The organism is Streptomyces olivochromogenes (assembly GCF_001514115.1).
Taxonomy (GTDB): Bacteria; Actinomycetota; Actinomycetes; order Streptomycetales; family Streptomycetaceae; genus Streptomyces; species Streptomyces olivochromogenes.
Genome location: NZ_KQ948455.1, coordinates 89,985 through 109,424 on the forward strand (window position 1 = coordinate 89,985; position 19,440 = coordinate 109,424).

Annotated in this window: 17 protein-coding genes; 9 read left to right on the forward strand and 8 right to left on the reverse strand. The window is 70.6% G+C overall.

Annotated elements, in window-relative coordinates; genetic code table 11:
* Positions 1-57: 57 nt before the first annotated feature.
* Positions 58-2,322 (forward strand): galactose oxidase early set domain-containing protein, encoded by a 2,265-nt coding sequence (locus tag AQJ27_RS15540; RefSeq protein ID WP_235613533.1) that lies wholly within the window; start codon positions 58-60, stop codon positions 2,320-2,322.
* Here the strand turns inward: AQJ27_RS15540 and AQJ27_RS15545 are convergent.
* The 4 genes from AQJ27_RS15545 to trhA form a co-directional block, all read right to left on the reverse strand.
* On the reverse strand, positions 2,309-3,052 hold the full coding sequence (locus AQJ27_RS15545) for a Mut7-C RNAse domain-containing protein (protein ID WP_067368147.1): 744 nt from the start codon (positions 3,050-3,052) through the stop codon (positions 2,309-2,311). The genes AQJ27_RS15540 and AQJ27_RS15545 overlap by 14 nt on opposite strands.
* Before the next feature lie 33 nt (positions 3,053-3,085).
* The gene (locus AQJ27_RS15550; RefSeq protein WP_439959849.1) at positions 3,086-3,718 is read right to left on the reverse strand and encodes a TetR/AcrR family transcriptional regulator; all 633 of its coding nucleotides are present in this window, start codon (positions 3,716-3,718) and stop codon (positions 3,086-3,088) included.
* 5 nt (positions 3,719-3,723) lie between these two features.
* Positions 3,724-5,289, reverse strand: a complete 1,566-nt coding sequence (locus AQJ27_RS15555) for a DHA2 family efflux MFS transporter permease subunit (RefSeq protein ID WP_067368152.1) — start codon at positions 5,287-5,289, stop codon at positions 3,724-3,726.
* Between the two features lie 114 nt (positions 5,290-5,403).
* Positions 5,404-6,117, reverse strand: coding sequence for a PAQR family membrane homeostasis protein TrhA (gene trhA / locus AQJ27_RS15560; RefSeq protein WP_067368157.1), 714 nt, complete (start codon positions 6,115-6,117; stop codon positions 5,404-5,406).
* A 334-nt stretch (positions 6,118-6,451) separates the two neighbouring features.
* Here trhA and AQJ27_RS15565 point away from each other — a divergent pair, with 334 nt between their 5' ends.
* The 7 genes from AQJ27_RS15565 (at position 6,452) to AQJ27_RS15595 (ending at position 13,972) form a co-directional block, all read left to right on the forward strand.
* On the forward strand, positions 6,452-8,275 hold the full coding sequence (locus AQJ27_RS15565; protein WP_067368161.1) for a phosphoenolpyruvate carboxykinase (GTP): 1,824 nt from the start codon (positions 6,452-6,454) through the stop codon (positions 8,273-8,275).
* A gap of 238 nt (positions 8,276-8,513) precedes the next feature.
* Entirely contained in the window at positions 8,514-9,500 is a 987-nt protein-coding gene (locus AQJ27_RS15570) for a serine/threonine-protein kinase (protein ID WP_067369242.1), read from the forward strand.
* 43 nt (positions 9,501-9,543) lie between these two features.
* Positions 9,544-9,969: a hypothetical protein gene (locus tag AQJ27_RS15575; RefSeq protein WP_096239864.1), complete on the forward strand. Its 426-nt coding sequence runs from the start codon at positions 9,544-9,546 to the stop codon at positions 9,967-9,969.
* A gap of 95 nt (positions 9,970-10,064) precedes the next feature.
* Complete coding sequence (locus AQJ27_RS15580; RefSeq protein ID WP_067368168.1) at positions 10,065-11,192, forward strand: hypothetical protein; 1,128 nt, start codon at positions 10,065-10,067, stop codon at positions 11,190-11,192.
* 24 nt (positions 11,193-11,216) lie between these two features.
* Positions 11,217-11,978 (forward strand): vWA domain-containing protein, encoded by a 762-nt coding sequence (locus AQJ27_RS15585; RefSeq protein WP_067368171.1) that lies wholly within the window; start codon positions 11,217-11,219, stop codon positions 11,976-11,978.
* A gap of 3 nt (positions 11,979-11,981) precedes the next feature.
* Positions 11,982-12,803 carry a PP2C family serine/threonine-protein phosphatase gene (locus AQJ27_RS15590; RefSeq protein ID WP_067368174.1) on the forward strand — a complete coding sequence of 274 codons (822 nt, stop codon included), beginning with the start codon at positions 11,982-11,984 and terminating at the stop codon, positions 12,801-12,803.
* Positions 12,800-13,972, forward strand: coding sequence for a hypothetical protein (locus AQJ27_RS15595; protein ID WP_067368177.1), 1,173 nt, complete (start codon positions 12,800-12,802; stop codon positions 13,970-13,972). The genes AQJ27_RS15590 and AQJ27_RS15595 overlap by 4 nt, the downstream gene beginning before the upstream one ends.
* Here AQJ27_RS15595 and AQJ27_RS15600 read toward each other — a convergent pair whose 3' ends face one another.
* From AQJ27_RS15600 to AQJ27_RS15615, 4 genes are read right to left on the reverse strand one after another with little or no spacing between them, the layout of a single operon-like run.
* Positions 13,973-14,584, reverse strand: a complete 612-nt coding sequence (locus AQJ27_RS15600; RefSeq protein WP_235613518.1) for a hypothetical protein — start codon at positions 14,582-14,584, stop codon at positions 13,973-13,975. It abuts the gene before it with no gap.
* A complete protein-coding gene (locus AQJ27_RS15605; protein ID WP_067368179.1) occupies positions 14,571-16,127 on the reverse strand; it encodes a substrate-binding and vWA domain-containing protein in 1,557 nt (518 codons plus the stop codon). The genes AQJ27_RS15600 and AQJ27_RS15605 overlap by 14 nt, the downstream gene beginning before the upstream one ends.
* Positions 16,124-17,296: a toxic anion resistance protein gene (locus AQJ27_RS15610; protein WP_067368183.1), complete on the reverse strand. Its 1,173-nt coding sequence runs from the start codon at positions 17,294-17,296 to the stop codon at positions 16,124-16,126. Before AQJ27_RS15610 ends, AQJ27_RS15605 begins: the two co-directional genes overlap by 4 nt.
* A gap of 12 nt (positions 17,297-17,308) precedes the next feature.
* Positions 17,309-18,382: a substrate-binding domain-containing protein gene (locus tag AQJ27_RS15615; RefSeq protein ID WP_067368186.1), complete on the reverse strand. Its 1,074-nt coding sequence runs from the start codon at positions 18,380-18,382 to the stop codon at positions 17,309-17,311.
* A 164-nt stretch (positions 18,383-18,546) separates the two neighbouring features.
* Between AQJ27_RS15615 and AQJ27_RS15620 the strand changes: the two genes are divergently transcribed.
* Positions 18,547-19,431, forward strand: coding sequence for a helix-turn-helix transcriptional regulator (locus tag AQJ27_RS15620; RefSeq protein WP_067368190.1), 885 nt, complete (start codon positions 18,547-18,549; stop codon positions 19,429-19,431).
* Positions 19,432-19,440: the final 9 nt, after the last annotated feature.

A 19,440-nucleotide genomic window follows, 5' to 3' on the forward strand; every position in this document is an offset into this window, starting at 1 on the left:
GCCTCCGCCGCCAACCTCGTCACCAACCCGGGTTTCGAGACCGACGGCACGGACGGCATGCCGTACTGCTGGGAGAAGTCCGGCTGGGGCGACAACGACTTCACCTTCTCCACCGTCGCCGATTCCCACTCCGGCTCCAAGGCCATGAAGGTCACGCTGACCCGGCGCGTCGACGGCGACCGCAAGGCCCTGATCACGGAGTCCGCGAGCTGCGCGCCGGTGGTCACCGCGGGCAAGCAGTACGACCTCGGCCTCTGGTACAGGACGACGACGCCCGACGCCGCGATCACGCTCTTCCGGCACGACACCACGGCGGGCTGGCAGTACTGGACCGATCTCAAGACGCTGGACATGGCGGCGGGCTGGACGCAGGCGAGCGTCCGTACGCCCGCCGTCCCGGCCGGTACCGACCGCATCACCTGGGGCGTCTCGGTGTACGGCACCGGCTCGGCGACGACCGACGACTACACGATGGAACAGGTCGCCGACCCGATCCCGCCCGCCACCTGCACCGCCACCGCCGACGAGTGTGCCAACGGCCGCTGGGACGTGTTGCCCACGCAGAACCCGGTGCGCTCCATGCACTCCGTCGTCCTCAACAACGGCAAGGTGCTGCTGATCGCCGGGTCCGGCAACAGCGAGGAGAACTTCGACGCGGGCACGTTCACCAGCGCGGTCTACGACCCGGTGAAGGGCACGTACAAGGTGATCCCCACGCCGAAGGACATGTTCTGCTCGGGTCACGTCCAGCTCGCCGACGGGCGGGTGCTGGTGATGAGCGGCAACAAGGCGTTCCCGGTCGCGGGCGGGCACGGCTACGAGGGGTACAAGGACTCGTACATCTTCGACCCGGTCACCGAGACGTACAGCAGGACGAACGACCTGAACGACGGCCACTGGTACCCGTCGGCCACCGAGCTCGGCAACGGTGACGTCATCTCGTTCGGTGGACTGCGCGAGGACTCCACCGGGTCGGTGACGGCCGAGCGCTGGTCGGCGGCGCAGCAGCAGTGGCTGCCGTTCACGCAGGTCAACCAGACCTGGTCGTACTGGGGTCTGTACCCGTCGATGATCCTGATGCAGGACGGGCGGCTCTTCTACTCGGGCAGCCACGTCTTCGGCAACGGCACGCCCGGCACGGGTTCGGCGATCTACGACTACGACGCGAACACCGTCACGGCGATCCCCGGGCTCCAGGACAAGGACGAGCGCGACCAGTCCGCGAGCGTGCTGCTGCCTCCGGCCCAGGACCAGAAGGTGCTGACGCTCGGCGGCGGCAACATCGACTCCAACCCGGAGGCGAACCGGCTCACCGACATCATCGACCTGAAGGCCGCGAACCCGGCGTACACCGTCGGCCCGCAGATCCCGCAGGGCACGGTCGACCTCGGCAACGGCAAGGTCGCCGAGACCGGCAACCAGGGCAAGATGTACGTCTCCGCCGTCCTCCTGCCGGACGGCAAGGTGCTGGAGACGGGCGGTGGCCTGCACAACCGCGCCAACCCGGTGTTCGAGGCGTCGATGTTCGACCCGGCGACCTCCACCTTCGACCCGGTGGCCGCCGACCCCGAGGCACGCGGCTACCACTCCTCCGCGTTCCTGCTGCCCGACGGCCGGGTGATGGCGACCGGCGACAACCCGGGCAACGGCACCTGGAACCACAACGTGTCCATCTACACCCCGCCCTACCTCCTCAAGGGCACCCGCCCGACGATCACCTCGGTGATCGACAACGAGTGGGTGTACGGGGACACGCAGCGCATCACGGTCGACCGGCCCATCGTGAAGGCCGAGCTGATCCGCCCGGCCGCGGTGACGCACTCCTCCGACCCGAACCAGCGTTTCGTGGACCTGCCCCTGTCGGTGGACGGCAACAACGTCGACCTGAACGTGACGAGCAACCCCGACATGGCCCCGCCCGGTTGGTACATGCTCTTCGCGGTCGACGCCAACGGGGTGCCCTCGGTCGCCAAGTGGGTGCACCTCCAGGGCCCCGCCGCCCTGGCCACGGACACCGCCTCGGCGCACGTCCACTCCTTCGCCGACTCCCTCGAGGGCACGGTCACCAAGGGCGGCAAGAAGCGGACGTCGCAGAAGGTCAGCACGACGATCTCCGGCTGCGACCGGCACTACGGCACGATCAACGTCTGTGTGCCGACCGTCTTCCCGGACGGCGTCAAGAAGACGACGGCCTCGCGCTGCGCGTGGCTGAAGACGAACGACTACGGCCGCCTGAAGGTCAACGGCAAGGACGACCCGCTGGGTCTCGACCCCGACGGGGACGGGCTGGCCTGCGGCGCCAAGGATCTCAAGCGTCGCTAGGCGTCTGGCTCCCGAACTCGGCGAGGGCGCGCTCCACGATGGCCTCCAGGTTGTCGTGGTGCGCGCCCTTCCAGTAGGCGCGCCCGCACTCCTCGCACTGCGCGAACACGTCGTAGGACCGCTCGGTGCCGCCCTCCAGCTGGTCCACGACCTGCTCCTTCGTGGCCTCCTTGAGCAGGCCGTTGCAGGCGGTGCAGCGCGTCCAGGGCCTCAGCTCGGGTGCGAACCGGCCCAGCACGTCACGGAGTTGGTCGTCGGGCCGGGTGCTGTAGATGAACGCGCCCGCCCACAGTTCGCGGCGGCGCAGCAGCCCCCGGTCGCGGCTGAGCATCACGCGACGTTCGGCGGCTGAGCGCGCGGCGAGCGCCGGGTCGCCGATGTCCGTCGACTCGTACGCCGCGTCGACCCCGAGGAGGCGCAGCCGGCGCGCGAGGGTGCCGAGGTGGACGTCGAGGAGGAAGCCGAGCGGGGCGCCGGGGACCCGCTGCGGGCGCTCGACCGCCCGTACGTCGACGCTCTCGCCGGCCCCCGGGAGGTGCGAGACGGGCACCTCGCGGCCGTCCACGACGAGGGCGCCGACCTCGGTCAGCGGGACGCCGAGCGACTCGACGACATGCCCGAGGGTGGAGGAGCCGTCGGTGGCGACCGCGGTGGCTCCCGAACGACGCCCGTGCGGTACGAACATCCCCAGCTCGGGGGCGAAGGCGACATGGATCTCCGGTCCGTTCACCCGGTCAGGATGTCACGCCCCAGAGCCCTGGCCTCAGGGTTTTTCGGGGGAGAGGCCGTGTTCCAGGACGTCCATCGTGCGGTCCACCAGGTCCTTGAAGTCGTCCCTGTGGTCGTTCTCCGCCCAGTACAGGGACGTCTCCATCAGGCCGCCGATGATCGCCATCGCGTAGACCCGCACCTCCAGGCTGTCCGGGTCCCGGCCGGTGCGCTCGCCGATGGCCTGGCAGAGCATGGTGCCGGTGACCGACATGCTCTCCATCATCCGCGAGCGCACCGCCGGGACCTGGACCATCAGGTGGGTCCGCAGCCGGGACACCTCGGGGTCGTCCTTGATGCCGAGCCGGATGGCCTTCTGCATCACGAACCGGAGGGTGTCCATCCACGGCTCGTCCATGGGCCGGGCCCGCAACTCCTCCATGATGAGCGGGTCGTACTCGTCCGTGAGGACGATGTCCTCCTTGGTGGGGAAGTAGCGGAAGACGGTCGACGGTGACACCTCGGCGCGCTCCGCGATCTGCTCGATCGTCGTCGCGTCGTACCCCTGTTCCCTGACGAGTGCGTACGTCGCGGTGCGGATCGCCTCGCGGGTCTTGATCTTCTTCCGCTCGCGGAGTCCCAGTTGAGGGCGGTCGGTGGGACTGAAGGGGGAGGGTGCGGCCGTCATGCTGTTCATTGTCCGGCATCCGCCGCGGCGGTGGCCATGGCCGGGTCCTCGCCCTCCTTCGTGGCGTGCGTGACCGGGGTGTTCGGCAGGAACGCCGCGGCCAGCAGGGCGGTGACGAGGGCCGCGATGCCGCACACCAGCAGGACCAGGCCCATGCCGTGGACGTACGCGCTGTTCGCGGAGGCCACGAGATCGGCCGAGCTCGCCTTCTGGGCGACGATGTGCGCCGCGACCACGGACTCCCCGGCGGTGTCGGCGGCCTTCGTGGGCAGTCCGGTGACGTCGAGGCGGTCGCGGAAAGTGCTCGCCAGCAGGCTGCCGAGGAGGGCGATGCCGATCGCGCTGCCGACCTGTCGTGTCGTCATGAGGAGCCCGGAGCCGCTGCCGGCCCGGTCGCGGGGCAGGGCGCCGAGGGCGCCGTCCATCGCGGGGACGACCGAGAAACCGAAGCCGAAGCCGGTGATGGACAGCCACAGCGCGGTGAAGCCGTAGCCCGAGTCGACCGTCGTACGGCTGCCGAGCAGCGCGGCGAAGGCCAGTACCACCAGTCCGGCGGTGACCACCGCGCGGGAGCCGAACCGGGCGACGACCGGCTGTGCGGCCCGGGCCGCGATGATCAGGCCGCCCATCATGGGCAGCAGCCGCAGGCCGGTGCCGAAGGCGTCGTGGCCGAGTACCGCCTGGAGATACGGCGGCAGCACGAACAGCAGGCCGGACAGGACGAACATCACCAGGGTCGCCGCGATCGTGTTGAACAGGAACCCGCGGTGGGTGAGCAGCGACATGTCGAGCATGGGGCGTTCCACGCGCCGCTCGCGCAGCACCAGGGCGGTGATCAGAACGGCGGCCCCGGCGAGCATGCCCACGATCAGCGGGTCGCCCCAGCCGCGGCCGGGCGCCTCGATGATCGCGTAGATGAGGGCCCCGAGGCCTGCCGCGGTGAGCGCGGTGGAGAGGGTGTCGACCTTGGGGGAGGCGGGGTCGCGGGTCTCGGGCAGCAGGAAGACGCAGGCGGCGATGCCGATCGCGGCCATCGGGACGTTGACCAGGAAGACCGAGCCCCACCAGAAGTGGTTGAGCAGCCAGCCGCCGATGATCGGGCCGAGCGGCAGACCGAGCGACGAGGCGGCGGAGATGACGCCGACGGCCTTGGTGCGCTCGTCGGGTCCGAAGAGCGAGGGCAGCACGGACAGGGCGAGCGGCATGACCAGCGCGGCGCCGAGGCCCATCACCGTGCGGGCGGCGATGACCCAGTTCACGTCGCCGGCCAGGGAGCCCATGACGGAGCCGGCGAGGAAGATCCCGAGTCCGACGACCAGCATGCGCCGCCGTCCGAACCGGTCGCCGAGCAGTCCCGCCGGGAGCATCAGCGCGGCGAAGACGATCACATACGCGTCCGCCATCCACTGCTGCTGGCCGGTGGTGGCGCCGAGTTCACCCGCCATCGTCGGCAGGGCGACGTTGAGGATCGTCGTGTCGAAGCCGAGCGTGAGCATGCTCGCGACCAGGGCCCCGAGGGCCCACCAGCGGCGCGGGTCGCGCCGTACCGCGTTCTGAGTGACAGTAGCCATGAAATGAGAGTAGCTGTCAAAAGGTGGTGTCTGTCAATGAGGATCTACTGTCAGGCATACGAAAAATGGCCACGGCTCGGAAGCCGTGGCCATGAAGGAGAAGGGGGAGGTGCGTTACCCGTGCTGGTAGGCCACCAGTGAGATGCCCACGTAGTGCACGACGAACGCCGCGAGGGTCAGGGAGTGGAAGACCTCGTGGAAGCCGAACCAGCGGGGCGAGGGGTTGGGGCGCTTGATCCCGTAGATCACACCGCCCGCGCTGTAGAGCAGTCCGCCGACGATCACCAGGACCAGGACGGCGATGCCGCCCGAGCGCATGAAGTCCGGGAGGAAGAAGACGGCCGCCCAGCCCATCGCTATGTAGCAGGGGGTGTAGAGCCAGCGCGGGGCGCCGACCCAGAACACCCGGAAGATGATCCCCGCCGCCGCGGCGGCCCAGATGCTCCACAGGAGCCACTGTCCCTTGGCGCCGGGGAGCAGCAGCATCGTCAGCGGTGTGTAGGTGCCGGCGATGATCAGGAAGATGTTGGCGTGGTCGAGTCTGCGCAGCACGCCGTCCATCCGCGGGCTCCAGTTGCCGCGGTGGTAGAGCGCGCTCACTCCGAACAGGAGGCAGGCCGTCAGCACGAAGATCCCGCAGGCGATGCGGGCCCGTGTGGAACTGGCCAGAGCGGTGAGCACCAGGCCGGAGATCAGAACGGCCGGGAACATGCCGAGGTGCAGCCAGCCGCGGAGCTTGGGCTTGACCGGATGCGACGGGGAGAGCGCTTCGGGACTGCGGCCTGCGGCCGGCGAGTCCGTGGGCGCGTCGGGGACGGGCGCAGTCATAGGCGGAATCCTACCTACGGAACCGTAAGTTACGTGTCAGTACGACGCACTGAACAGCCAAGAGTGGCCATGTTCTCACGAGCGTGGCGCAAGGCGGCGTCCGCGCAAAAAAACCTTCAGCTGAACCCAACGTGTACGCAAAGAATCGCGGATACACGTGGCGATGGTCACTCCGCTCACGTGTGAGGCCCTCTGGACATATGGGCGAACCCGTCGGATGATCAAATGAGTGCGGTCGGCACCGGATGAGCGCCATGGGTATTCACACCCCCGAAGCATCCGGGTCGCAGCCCCCACGGGGCCTCAATAAAAAACCCCTCATCTAGGAGCAATCGTGGCGCGCGACATCGCGGCTCCCTCCACCGTCCCCACCCAGCACAAGGAACTGATCTCGTGGGTCAACGAGATCGCAGAACTGACCCAGCCGGACAACGTGGTCTGGTGTGACGGATCCGAGGCCGAGTACGAGCGCCTGTGCGAGGAGCTCGTTCACAAGGGCACCTTCAAGAAGCTCGATCCGATCAAGCGCCCGCATTCCTACTACGCCGCTTCCGACCCGACCGATGTCGCGCGGGTCGAGGACCGGACGTTCATCTGCTCCGAGAAGGAGGAGGACGCGGGCCCGACCAACCACTGGAAGGCGCCCGCCGAGATGCGGGAGATATTCGCGGGGGACAAGGGCATCTTCCGCGGCTCGATGAAGGGCCGGACGATGTACGTCGTCCCGTTCTGCATGGGCCCGCTGGGCTCCGACCTCTCCGCGATCGGCGTCGAGATCACCGACTCCGCCTACGTCGCCGTGTCCATGCGCACCATGACCCGCATGGGACAGCCCGTCCTCGACGAGCTCGGTACCGACGGCTTCTTCGTGCGTGCTGTGCACACGCTCGGAGCGCCGCTGGCCGAGGGCGAGGCGGACGTGCCGTGGCCGTGCAACTCCACCAAGTACATCTCGCACTTCCCCGAGTCCCGCGAGATCTGGTCGTACGGCTCCGGCTACGGCGGCAACGCGCTGCTCGGCAAGAAGTGCTACGCCCTGCGCATAGCCTCCGTCATGGCCCGTGACGAGGGCTGGCTCGCCGAGCACATGCTCATCCTGAAGCTGACCCCGCCGCAGGGCGAGTCCAAGTACGTCGCCGCCGCCTTCCCGAGCGCCTGCGGCAAGACCAACCTCGCCATGCTGGAGCCCACCGTCTCCGGCTGGACGGTCGAGACGATCGGCGACGACATCGCGTGGATGCGGTTCGGCGAGGACGGCCGGCTGTACGCGATCAACCCCGAGGCCGGTTTCTTCGGCGTCGCGCCCGGCACCGGTGAGCACACCAACGCCAACGCGATGAAGACGCTGTGGGGCAACTCCGTCTTCACCAACGTCGCGCTCACCGACGACAACGACATCTGGTGGGAGGGCATGACGGAGGAGACTCCGGCCCACCTGACCGACTGGAAGGGCAACGACTGGACGCCGGAGTCCGGTACGCCCGCCGCCCACCCCAACGCCCGCTTCACCGTCCCCGCCTCGCAGTGCCCGATCATCGCGCCCGAGTGGGAGGACCCCAAGGGCGTGCCGATCTCGGCGATCCTCTTCGGCGGACGCCGCGCCACCGCCGTACCGCTGGTGACGGAGTCCTTCGACTGGAACCACGGCGTCTTCCTCGGCGCCAACGTGGCCTCCGAGAAGACCGCCGCCGCCGAGGGCAAGGTCGGCGAGCTGCGCCGCGACCCCTTCGCCATGCTGCCGTTCTGCGGCTACAACATGGGCGACTACATGGGGCACTGGGTCGACGTCGCCAAGGACAAGGACCAGGCGAAGCTTCCGAAGATCTACTACGTGAACTGGTTCCGCAAGAACGACGCGGGCAAGTTCGTGTGGCCGGGCTTCGGTGAGAACAGCCGTGTCCTGAAGTGGATCGTGGACCGCCTCGACGGCAGGGCCGAGGGCGTCGAGACCCCCATCGGCATCCTGCCGGCCAAGGGCGCCCTGGACACCAAGGGGCTCGACCTCTCCGAGGCCGACCTCGACTTCCTGCTCACCGTCGACAAGGACGTGTGGCGCGAGGAGGCGGCGCTCGTTCCCGAGCACCTCAACACCTTCGGCGAGCACACCCCGAAGGAACTGTGGGACGAGTACCGCGCGCTGGTGCGGCGCCTGGGCTGAGTTCCGAGTGGACGGCGGTCTCGCGGCTGCCGTCCACCCCTGAACTCCGCGGCCGGTCCGACTTGCCCTGACCTGCGACGTCGCCAAGACCGGCCGCGGTGACCCCGGCGAGGCCGAGAGGTTTCTCAGCGGGGGCGAAAACCTCTCGGTGTCATTTCTCGTATCACCTCCGCCCGGACGGGCGTTTCGCGGGACACTCGGGACATCCTGCAAGGAACCCCGAAACGAGGTGAGCGGGGTGCGCACACCCGTCAGTGACCCCATGAAGATCGGCCCGTACCGCATCGTGGGGCGACTGGGCTCCGGCGGTATGGGATGGGTGTACCTCGGCCGCTCGCCCGCCGGGCGCGAGGTCGCGGTGAAGGTGGTCCGCCCCGAACTCGCGGCGCAGGGCGAGTTCAGGGAGCGCTTCGCCCGCGAGGTCGCCGCCGCCCGGGTCGTGAGCGGCGCGTACACCGCCGCCGTGGTCGACGCCGACACCGAGGCCGAACTGCCCTGGCTCGCCACGATGTACGTCCCCGGCCCCTCACTCGCCGAGGCGGTCCGCACCGACGGCCCGCTGCCCGAGCCGCAGGTACGACGGCTCGGCGCGGGCCTGGTCGAGGCACTGGGGGCCATCCACGCCGCCCGCGTGGTGCACCGGGACCTGAAACCGGCGAACGTGCTCCTCGCCTCCGACGGGCCCCGCGTCATCGACTTCGGGATCTCCCGGGTCGACGGTGCTCCCGGGCTCACCCAGGTCGGCGTCGTGGTCGGCACCCCGCCGTTCATGTCGCCCGAGCAGATCAAGGGTGAGCGGGTGGGGCCGCCGAGCGACGTCTTCTCCCTCGGCGGAGTGCTGGTGTACGCGCTCACGGGCCGCCCGCCGCACGGCAGCGGGGAGGCGGTGCGCTACCGGGTCGTGCTCGCCGAGCCCGAACTCGACGGCGTACCGGCGGGAATGCGGGAACTCATCGGACACTGCCTCGCCAAGCGGCCCGAGGACCGCCCTCAACTGGCGGACCTTCTGACCGAGTTGCTGGAGCTTCCGGCCAAGTCGGCTTCCTGGCCTCCGCCCACCGTGGCCCGCAGCATCAAGGCGCGCACCCGTGAGCTGGCGGTCCGCCGCGGGGCCGGCACGAGCGTGTCCGTGCCCTCGTGTCTGCTGCTGCACGCCCAGGCGCTGCTGGACGCCGGGCTGACCGACGCGATGGTCGCCGAGGCGGTGGGCCGTGGCGGCGTCTGATCCCTTTCCCGGCCGGGAGTCCGTTCCCGCCAGGGACCACGACATTCTCGAAGTCGGCCCGCACTGGCGCCGGTTGGTGCAGAACTGGGTCGCCCGACGGAATTACCACACCGAGACCGACACCGTTTCCGTGTCCCTGCAATTCGATCTCAAGGAAACGGGACGGATGATAACGGTGCGCTTCATGACTACCAAGAGACTTCTTGTCGCCTTCGCGACGGACGGTCATTATCTGCGCCAGGACCAACTCGCGGTCGCCGCCGCGGCATCGAACGCATGGAATACCGAACAATTGAATCCCATGTTGTCCGTGTGGGACGTACGAGGACCGCGCCCCTGTCTCGCCGGAGTCTGCGATCTGCCGCTGACCTGCCGGATGACCCAAACGGATTTCGATGCTTTGGCCAGTGATTGGGTGGAACGGGCGCGGCAGATGTTCACCCGCTGCCATCAGGTATTCAAGTTGTAGAAGTGAGAACCGGCGTGTGCCCCGAACCCCTTCCGGGTGCCCGCCGGTTGCCCCCACTATTGGGCGAGTGCCTTTCAGGCCACGGGGGGTTGCCCATGAGGCGTTCGCTGTACTTCATCGGGATTCTGGGAATACTGGCCACTCTGGTGTCGGCGGGGACGACGACGGCGGCCGCGGCGTCCTGCGAAACGGACTTCCCCGCACGCCTGAACTGCTGGTTCCGCTGGATCGGCGAAGGCACCTTCGTGGTCACCCTGAACGACGCGCTGCCGTTCGACGGGGACCAGCGGGCCCGCCGCGGCGTCGAGCGGAAAGTGGTGACGACCAGCCGCAACCACCTCATCGTCGAAGTGCCGGCGAACCAGCACACCGGCCCGGGCGGCACGGCCCTGCTGCTGCTCGCGGGGGTCCGCTGGGTGGAGGCGAGCGCCCACATCGACCGGCTTTCGCCCGAGGCCGTGCAGGACCTGAAGGCCGTGGGCGCCTGCGACGTCGACAACCGCGACGACCTGTGCGCCCGCCTCGCCACCCGCTCCCTGCGCGGCAGCGACCTGATCGGGGCGCACCAGACGAGCGACCGCTCCCAGCACGCCTACTCCGTCGACGCGCCCGCGCCCGCCGACCCGGCCACCGGCACGCCTCCCACGGCCCACGCCGCCTCCGGGCAGGCCAAGGACACGAAGTCCACCGGCCCGCTCTTCGACAAGAAGACCACCGCGCTCACCGCCCTCTGCGCCCTGCTCGTCCTGCTCCTCACCGCCTTCCTGGTCCTCGTCCGCCGCTCCTCCCGGGGCCCCGCGAGCGCGACCGCCGTCCCCCACCTCGCCACGCCCGCCCCCACGCCCTCCGCCACGCCCTCCGCCGAGCCCGCCGCCCCGGCCACCGCACCGGCCACCGCATCGGCCACCGCACCGGCCCCGCGACCCCGGGCGTCCGACGAGCCGACCACCCGGCTCAGGGCCGCACCCGCCCCCCGCCACGCACGCGAGGCCGGCGAGGGGAAGGAACCCGCGCGGACCGCCGTCGTCCGTACCGAACTGCACCCCCAGGGCTATGTCGAACTGGACCACGTCCTGTACCGCGCGGTCTGGGCCGACCCCGGGAGCCCGCCGCCCCTCCCCGGCGGACTCGTCGACGTCACCGACGCACGCGAACGGGACTCCGACGTCCTGTACGCCTTCCCCACGGCCGCCGGGCGCCACGACCAGCACACGCGGCCCTGAGTTCGCACACCAGGAGAGACGAAGATGCACAGCGAATACCCGCCCACGCTGCCGGCGGAGTACGCCGACATCGAGTTCGAGAACAACGCACAGCGCCTGCCGCTGGTGCTCTGCCTCGACACCTCCAGCTCCATGGCGGGGGCGCCCATCCAGACGCTCAACAACGCGCTCACGGAGTGGACCCGGGAACTGCACGACGACGTCAGCCTCAGCTACAGCGTCGAGGTCGCCGTCATCACCTTCGGCGGCCAGGGCGTCGGCGCCTGGCGCGGACCCCAACTCCTCGACCCGCGCGCCCCGGTGAGCCCCTTCGTGCCCGCCCACCTCTTCCGGCCGCCCCGGCTCGCCGCGGCCGGGGTGACACTGATGACCGAGGCGCTGGAGCTGTCGATGCACATCGTCGCCGCCCGCAAGGCCGAGCTGCGCGCCTCCGGACTTCAGTACTACCGGCCGCAGATCTGCCTGGTCACCGACGGGCTGCCGACCGACGGCACGGGCCATCTCACCGACTCCTGGCACCGGTTGATCCCCGTCCTCGCCGAGGAACAGCGCGCCCGCCGCTTCCGGCTCTACGCGATAGGCGTCGGCGGCATCACCGACATGGGCGAACAGGTCCTCCAGGCCTTCGCGCCCAAGTTCCACGCCCGCCTCCAGGGCTTCCCCTTCCGCGAGCTGCTGCAGATGATGTCCGCCAGCGCGAACGCCGAGCAGAAGGGCGCGGGCGACGAGGTCTTCGAGAAGATCTTCAGCCAGTTCAAGACCCAGCGCCCGGCCTGGGAATCCTGACCGATGGCGGACAGGGGCGCGAAGGACAGGGGCGAGCGGGAGTCGCCGTGGCGCGTGCACGGCATGAGCGTCGAGGGCTACCGGCACCGGCGCCAGGGCCTGCCCTGCCAGGACGCCTGCGCGTACACGGTGTCGCCCTCGCTGGCGGTGCTCGCGGTCGCCGACGGCGCGGGCAGCCGGCCGCGCTCCGACGAGGGCTCCCTGCTCGCGGTGGAACTGGCCGCCGAGCACTTCGGACGGCGGGCGGCCGCGGCGGCGGACAGCGGACCTGGAACCGCCGTGCGCGAACTGCTCGTGGACGCCTTCCGCGACGTCAGCAAGGTGTTCCTGGACACGACCGGCGCGGACGCCCCCGACTTCGCCACCACCCTCACCGTCGTGGTGCTCACTCCGGGCTGGCTCGGCCATCTCACCCTGGGCGACGGCTTCGTCGTCGTACGCGCCGGTACGGAGGACGGCGAGCGGCAGTTCCATCTGCTGCCGCAGGCCGCCGAGGCCAGCGAGTACAGCAACGAGACGGTGTTCCTCACCTCACCGGACGCGGCCCGCTGGGTGCGCACCGCCTGTGTGTCCGACCCCGGGATCGACGGGGTGCTGCTGTCCACCGACGGACTCGCGCAGGCCGCGCTCAACCGCTCCGCCGGCGGCGCGTCGAGCCCGAACGCGTCCTTCGCCGACGCCGTCTTCCGCTCCCTGGACGCTCCGGGACCGGTCTCGGACAACGCGCACGAGGCACTGGCCGCGCTGCTGAGGTCGGACCGGCTGACCGCCCTGAACGCCGACGACAAGACCCTGCTGCGGGCCGTCCGCAAGGCCCGCCCATGAGCGGCCTGACCGTGTTCCTGGACGGCAAGCCCGTCACCCTCGCGGAACTGCCTCTCAAGGGCGGCGGCCAGGCGGCCGTCTTCCCGGTGGTCGGCGACGACGGGATCGTCGTCAAGCTCTACCGCGACCCCCCGGGCCCCGAGCAGGAGCGCCGGCTGACCCGGATGCTGACCATGTCCCCGCTGGCCGCCCGCCCCACCAACGCCTTCCAGCCACCCGAACTGGCCTGGCCCACGGCCCTCGCCCGCGGCGCGCGGGGGGAGTTCCTCGGCTATGCCATGCGGCGCTTCGGCGAACCCGCGCACATCCAGCTGATCGGCCTGTTCACCCGTGCCCAGCGGCGCAAGCTCTTCCCCGAGCGGGCCGACTGGCGCTTCCTGCTCGGTGTCGCCTGGAACCTCGCGTTCATGACCGCCCGCATGCACCACGACAACCTCGTCATCGGCGACTTCTCCAGCAGCAACGTCGTGGTCGACGCGAACGGCTTCGTCACCTTCCTCGACTGCGACTCCATCGCCTTCACCGACCCGGCGACCGGGGAACTCTTCCCCTGCCTGATGCACACCACCGACTACTCGCCCCCCGAGCGCCAGGCGGGCGGCCCGGCCAGCCGCGCCACCGACGACTTCGCCCTCGCGGTCCTCGTCTACCAGCTCCTGACGGCCGGCAACCACCCCTTCGGGGGCGTCCCGCACGACAGCGCGTCCGAGTCGACCGTCAAGGACAACATCGCCGCCAGCTGCTCGTACGTGGTCCGCCCCGAGCGGGTCGTCATCCCGCGCGGCACCGTCGACCCCTCCGTCCTGCCGCCGGACCTGCTCACCCTGGCCCGCGCCGCGTTCGGCCCCGGTGTCCTCGCCCCCGCCGCCCGGCCCCCCGCGGAGGCCTGGCTGCGCGCCCTGAACAAGGAGCGCTCCCAGGTGCGGATCTGCGCGATCCGCCCCCTGCACGCGTACGGCTCCCATCTGACGTCCTGCCCGTGGTGCACGCGGGTGGCGACCACGGGCCACGACGTGTTCAACGGGCCCGCGCCGCTCCCGCTGCCGGACCCGCCACCGATGGAGGAGGAGCGGCCGGAGGGACGCCTGAGCCCGGCACTGAAGGTCGCCCTGCTGGTCGCGCTGGTGGTGGCCCTGGCGGTCGCCGCGAAGCACCTGGGCGGCGGGTGATCACTGCGAGCGACCGCGGTCCTCCAGATAGCGCGTGTGCGACTCCTGGCGCCGGGCCTCGACCTCCCGCAGGGCCACCGCGAGCCGGTCCGCCTCCTCGTACAGCAGGGTGAGCTGGCGCTCCAGGTGGCGTTCCGGCGGTTCGGTGCCGGGCGTGAGCCGGGTCCACCACCGGGTCCGTACGAAGGTGTCGACGGCCTCGGGGATGTCCTGCCGTACGGCGCGGGACAGCGCGTGCATGCCCTCCGGGTCCTGCGCGAGCACCTCGGCGACCCACCCGGGATCCAGCAGCGCGGTCAGGAGCTCGGTCAGTTCGGTGAGCCGGCCCGCGGCCGCCGGGGGCAGTTCCACACCGCCCAGGTACTCCCGCAGACGGCCGAAGTCCCCCCGCAGTTCCTCCAGTTGGGCCGAGGGGTCGGGGAAGTCCGGCAGCTGTGGCCGCTCCGGCGGGGCGATCAGGGCGCCCGCCCCGTACAGCCCCGCGACGACGACCGGCCAGTACGGGCCCGCGACCCCCGCGAAGGTGAGGGCCAGACCGACGAGCCCGCAGGCGCTGCCGGTGAGGTTCTTGCGGGACTCCAGATACCTCAGGGGGTTCCTACTGGTAGCCACGGATCTCCTCGAAGGCGCCGTCGAGCGAACCCTTGCGGGCGTCGAAGAGCCGGCCGCCGGTCAGGTCGGCGATGTGCTGGAGCTCGCCCCGGTCGGAGTCGCCGAACAGGATCGGGAAGACCGGGATCTCCTTCTGCCCGCCCGGCAGCCGGCCGTAGAAGCCGTCGAAGTCCTCGGGGTCGGCGCCGCGCGTGTTCTCGCCGTCCGTCATCAGCACGATCGACGTGAACGTGTCGCCGCCCGCGCCCAGATGCTCGTACGCCTTCTCCAGCGACGTGTAGATCGCGGTGTTGCCGGAGGCGCTCAGTGCCTCGGTGTCCTTGCGGATACCGTCGAGACCGGTCTTCGGGTCCTCGGGCCGCACCACGTACGTGTGGACGCTCTTGACCTTCGAGCCGAACGGCATCAGCGTCACCTCCTCGCGGTCGCGGAAGTCGCCCGTCAGCCCGGTGAGCGCCTTCTTCAGCCGGTCGAGCCGGCCGCCCTCCATCGAGCCCGAGGTGTCGAGGACGTAGACGGTCCGGGAGGGCCGGCGGAGCTTGTTCTCGTAGGAGTCCAGGAGGTGGTCGGCGACGGACCGGCTGCCGGGGAAGGGGAGTTCACGCCGACGGCCGGTGTCGAGGCCGGCCGCCGGGGCGACGGAGGCGACGACCGGGCGGCGCCGCGTCTGCTGCGTGATCTCCCGCTGCACGGCCGGAGCGCGCAGCGCCTCGGTGAGGCGGCGGACACTCTCGCGGGTGTCCTTGCTGGAGGAGGCGAGCGAGGAGAGCGGGTAGTCGGCGGTCACCACGCCGTCGCGCGGGCGGATGACCGTGAGTCCCTTCATGCCCGTGAGGATCGACTCGTAGTTGAGCAGGGCGTCCACGGTGCCGCGCCGCTCGTACGTCGTCGCCAGCCAGCCCGAGGACCCCGACGTCAGCTTCTGCCCCTTGAAGAACTCCTTCAGGCGCCCGGTCGCCTTCGCCACGTCCGCGTCGGTGAGCGCCGACTGCGCCCCGGAAAGGCCCGAGGCCACCGAGATCAGCGTGGAGAAACCGGAGTTGGAGCGGGCCGGGTCGGTCATGCCGTACGTCAGCTTCCCGTCCGCGACGGCCTGCTCGACCTGCGACCAGGTGACGTCCGCGGGCTTCCAGCCCAGCGCGCTCACGGTCGCGGGCTTCACCCCGATCGCCACCGGGCTCGACATGATCGGCGTCTCCGAGACGACCTTCTTCGCCGCTTCGGGGCGCAGCCGCAGATAGTCGTCGGACGACAGCCACAGCGCGTCGTACGCGCCGTCCACCTTGCCCTTCGCGAGCAGGTCGACGGCGGAGAGGGTGCCCATGTAGGTGGGGCGGACCTTGATGCCGGTGTCCTTGCGGACCTGTTCGAGGATCGGCGCCATGTCGCTGAGCTCGCTGGAGGCGAGGACGCGCAGGGTGCCGGGCTCGGGGGCGTTGCTGTCGGAGTGCTGCTTCTGGTCCTGCGCCGTGCAGCCGGTGACCGCGGCGGTGGCCGTGACGGCGAGCAGGGACACGAGGGCGTAGGCCCTACGACGTCTCACGCGGAGCCTCCTTCCAGGGCGCCCTGCGAGCGGCTGCGCTCCAGGTAGGCGCTCGCGTGCTGGAGTTCGGAGGTCAGGGACTCGACCGTTGCGGCCATGGACTCGGTCGCCTGGACCTTGTACGTGTCGATGGCGTCGAGCGTGCGGTAGATCTGCTGGAAGGCGGTGCGCAGGGTCTCCGCGCCGACGGCCGGGTCGGCGGCGATGCGCTGGATCTCCCCGCTCTGGGTGGCGAGCATCTCGGCGTTGCCGCGGATCAGGTCCTCGGTCGTGCCGCGCAGGGCGTTGACCTGGTCGACGACCTTGCGCTGGTTCTCCAGGGAGGAGGCCAGCATCACGGAGATGCGCAGCGCGGACACCGTGGTGGTGGCGGCGCGGTCGACGCCCTTGATGAGCTCGTCGTTGTTGCGCCGGACCACGTCCATGGCCAGATAGCCCTGCGCGCACACCGCGAGCTGGGTCAGCAGGTCCTGGTGCTTCTGCCGGACGGGGAAGAGGACGTCGGCGCGCAGGGTGTCGGCCTGCGCGGGGTCCACGGCCTCGGCGCCGGCGATGTGCTCCTCGACCGCCGTGTCCAGGGCCTGGGTGAGGACGACGTACTCCTGGAGCTTGCCCATCGTCTCCCAGAGCCGGACGCGCTCGGTCTGCAACGCGGCGTTGTCGCGGCGCAGTTCGTCCTGGCCGCCGCGCAGCGAGCCCACGATCTTGTTCAGGGTGGCCTGCGAGGAGGCGTACTTGGCGACGTGGTCACGCAGCTTGTTGCCGCCGGGCAGCCTGGACAGGAACTTCCGCCCCTTGCTCGCGGGCAGGTCGCGCGGGTCCAGGTCCTCGACCACACGGCGGAGTTCGACCAGCGAGCCCGCCACGTGCGACTGGGCGTCCCCGCCCTTGTCGGGCAGGCTGCGCAGGGTGCGCTCCAGCATGCGGTTGGACTGCGCGGCGGCGCCCCGCATCTCGCTCCCGCCCAGACCCGCGATCTCCCCGACCTTGCCCGCGAACTCGGGCGAGCGGGCGTCGAGGGCGGCGAGAGAGCCGACGTACTCGGCGGCCCGGCGGGCCATCTCGTCCTGCACGGACGGGTCGACGGGCACCAGCCCGCCCGCCTTCTCACGGGGCACGGGCGCGACGGCCTCGGGCGGTGTGAGGGTGAAGGTGTCTTCGGTCGTCACTTGCTTTTCCCCCTAGTTCCCGGCGCGGCGCGCCATCTCGTGCAGCACCTTGTAGGCGGGCACGGGCGCCTGCCGGACGCCGGTCAGCTTCTGGTTGAGATACGTGGCGTGGGCGGCGGTGGCCGCCGTGAACTCCCCGGTCGCGCCCTGTGGCCGGAACCCGTGCTTGACGGCGAGCCTGCGCAGGGTCGGGTCACTGCTGAGGAGCTCACCGAGCGCGCGGCCCTCGGGAGTGAGGGGTACGACGGTGTGGTCGCTGTTCGCCGTGGTGTCCGGGTAGAGGACGGTGAGGTCACCGACGTCCTGGCCCTGGTTGAGCAGCGCGGCGACCTGCGACTCGTAGACGAGCACGAGCGGGTTCCCGGCCCCGCTGATGAAGTCACGGAACGCCGCGTCCGTGCTGGACTGCTGGGCGCCCTGGACGCTGACGAGCTTGTGCATGAGGGGCGCGGTCCGTCCGACGGCGGCGGCGCTGGACGCGACGCGGCCTCCATCGGCGACGTACGAGGCGGCGGCGAGGTAGAGCGCGCCGGAGTTGGAGGTGTTCGGATCGGTGCTGGCGATGAAGAGCGTGCCGGTCAACTCGCCGTGCGCCGCGGCCCCCTTGAGCTGCTGCCAGGTCCGGTCCTGCGCGGCGGCCTTGAGGTAGGCGGCCATCTTGAGCGTGCCGGTGCCCTTGCCGACGGTCGCGAGCCCGTTCGCCGCCAGGACCTCGGCGGCGCTGCGGTGCGCGACGACCACGAGGGGCGAGTAGAAGGGGCGCGGCAGCGGCTGCCGTACGTGGAACTTGGCGGCCAGCTCGTCGGCCGGGGCCTGGCTGGAGGGGAAGGCGAAGTCGTACCCCTTGAGGTCCAGACCGTCCATGGCCCAGGACCCGGAGGTCTCCGTCTTCACGGTGAAGCCCTTGGCAGCCAGGGCCTTCACCACGTCGGGATCGGCGAAGAACTCCGCCTTCTCCGATCCGATCACTCCTTGCACGGTCTTCGTTGCCGTGCGCTTGTCCTGATCTTCGCGGCCTGCGACGACGGCTGCTACCACGCCGCCGATCAGCAGGACCGCCAGGACGATTCCCGCGATGCGTCTCACACCGAGGAGAGTGCTCCCGGAACCCAACATTCCCGGTCGTGCCGGGTGAACGGAGGGTGTCCGACCGATCCCGGTATGCAACCGGAACGGCGGCTTCGAGCCGTCCGTGTCGGGGGGACCGGCAGTACCAGGCTGTGGCGGCGCAGGGGGAGGACCATGGAGGGGTGAGCCGACGAGACCTTCACGACCCTCGGGACCCTCGGGAGCACGGAGAGCTGGGTGCCGTGCTGCGGTACTGGCGCGACCGGACCACACCCCAGGAGGCCGGGCTGGCGAGGGGCGGCGTACGCCGGGCACCCGGACTGCGCAGGGAGGAACTGGCGCAGCTCGCCGGACTCTCGGTGGACTACGTCACCCGCCTCGAACAGGGCCGGGCCACCGCCCCCTCCGGCCAGGTCGTCGGCGCGCTCGCCCGCGCCCTGCGCCTGTCGGAGCCCGAGCGCGACCACCTCTACCGGCTGGCCGGGCACGCCCCGCCCACGGCCGGACACATCTCGCAGCACATCCCGCCGAGCGTGCAGCGCCTCCTGGACCAGCTGGGCCGGTCCCCGATCGGGGTGCACGACGCGGCGTACAACCTCATCTCGTGGAACCCGCTGTGGGCCGCGCTCGCGGGGGACCCGTCCGGCTGGCACGGGCGCGAACGCAACTACGTGTGGCGGCAGTTCACGGGTCTGCCCAGCCGGACCACGCACACCCCGGAGCAGGAGCGGAGGCTGCGCACGGCCCTGGTGTCGGATCTGCGGTCCGCCACCGCCCGCTATCCCGACGACCGGGGGCTGCGCTCGCTGATCGCGGATCTGCGGCGGGAGAGCGAGCCGTTCCGTGAGCTGTGGGCCTCGCACGCGGTCGGGTTCCACACGGCCGACACCAAGACGGTCCACCATCCCGAGGTGGGGAGGATCGTCCTGGACTGCGACACGCTCGCGGTGCCGGGCGGGGACCTGCGGATCACGATCTGCTCGGCCGCGCCGGGCACGGAGGCGGCACAGCAGCTGGCGCTGCTCGCGACGCTCGGGTTGCAGACGACGGGCACCGCCCTCGGCTGACCGGTGGGG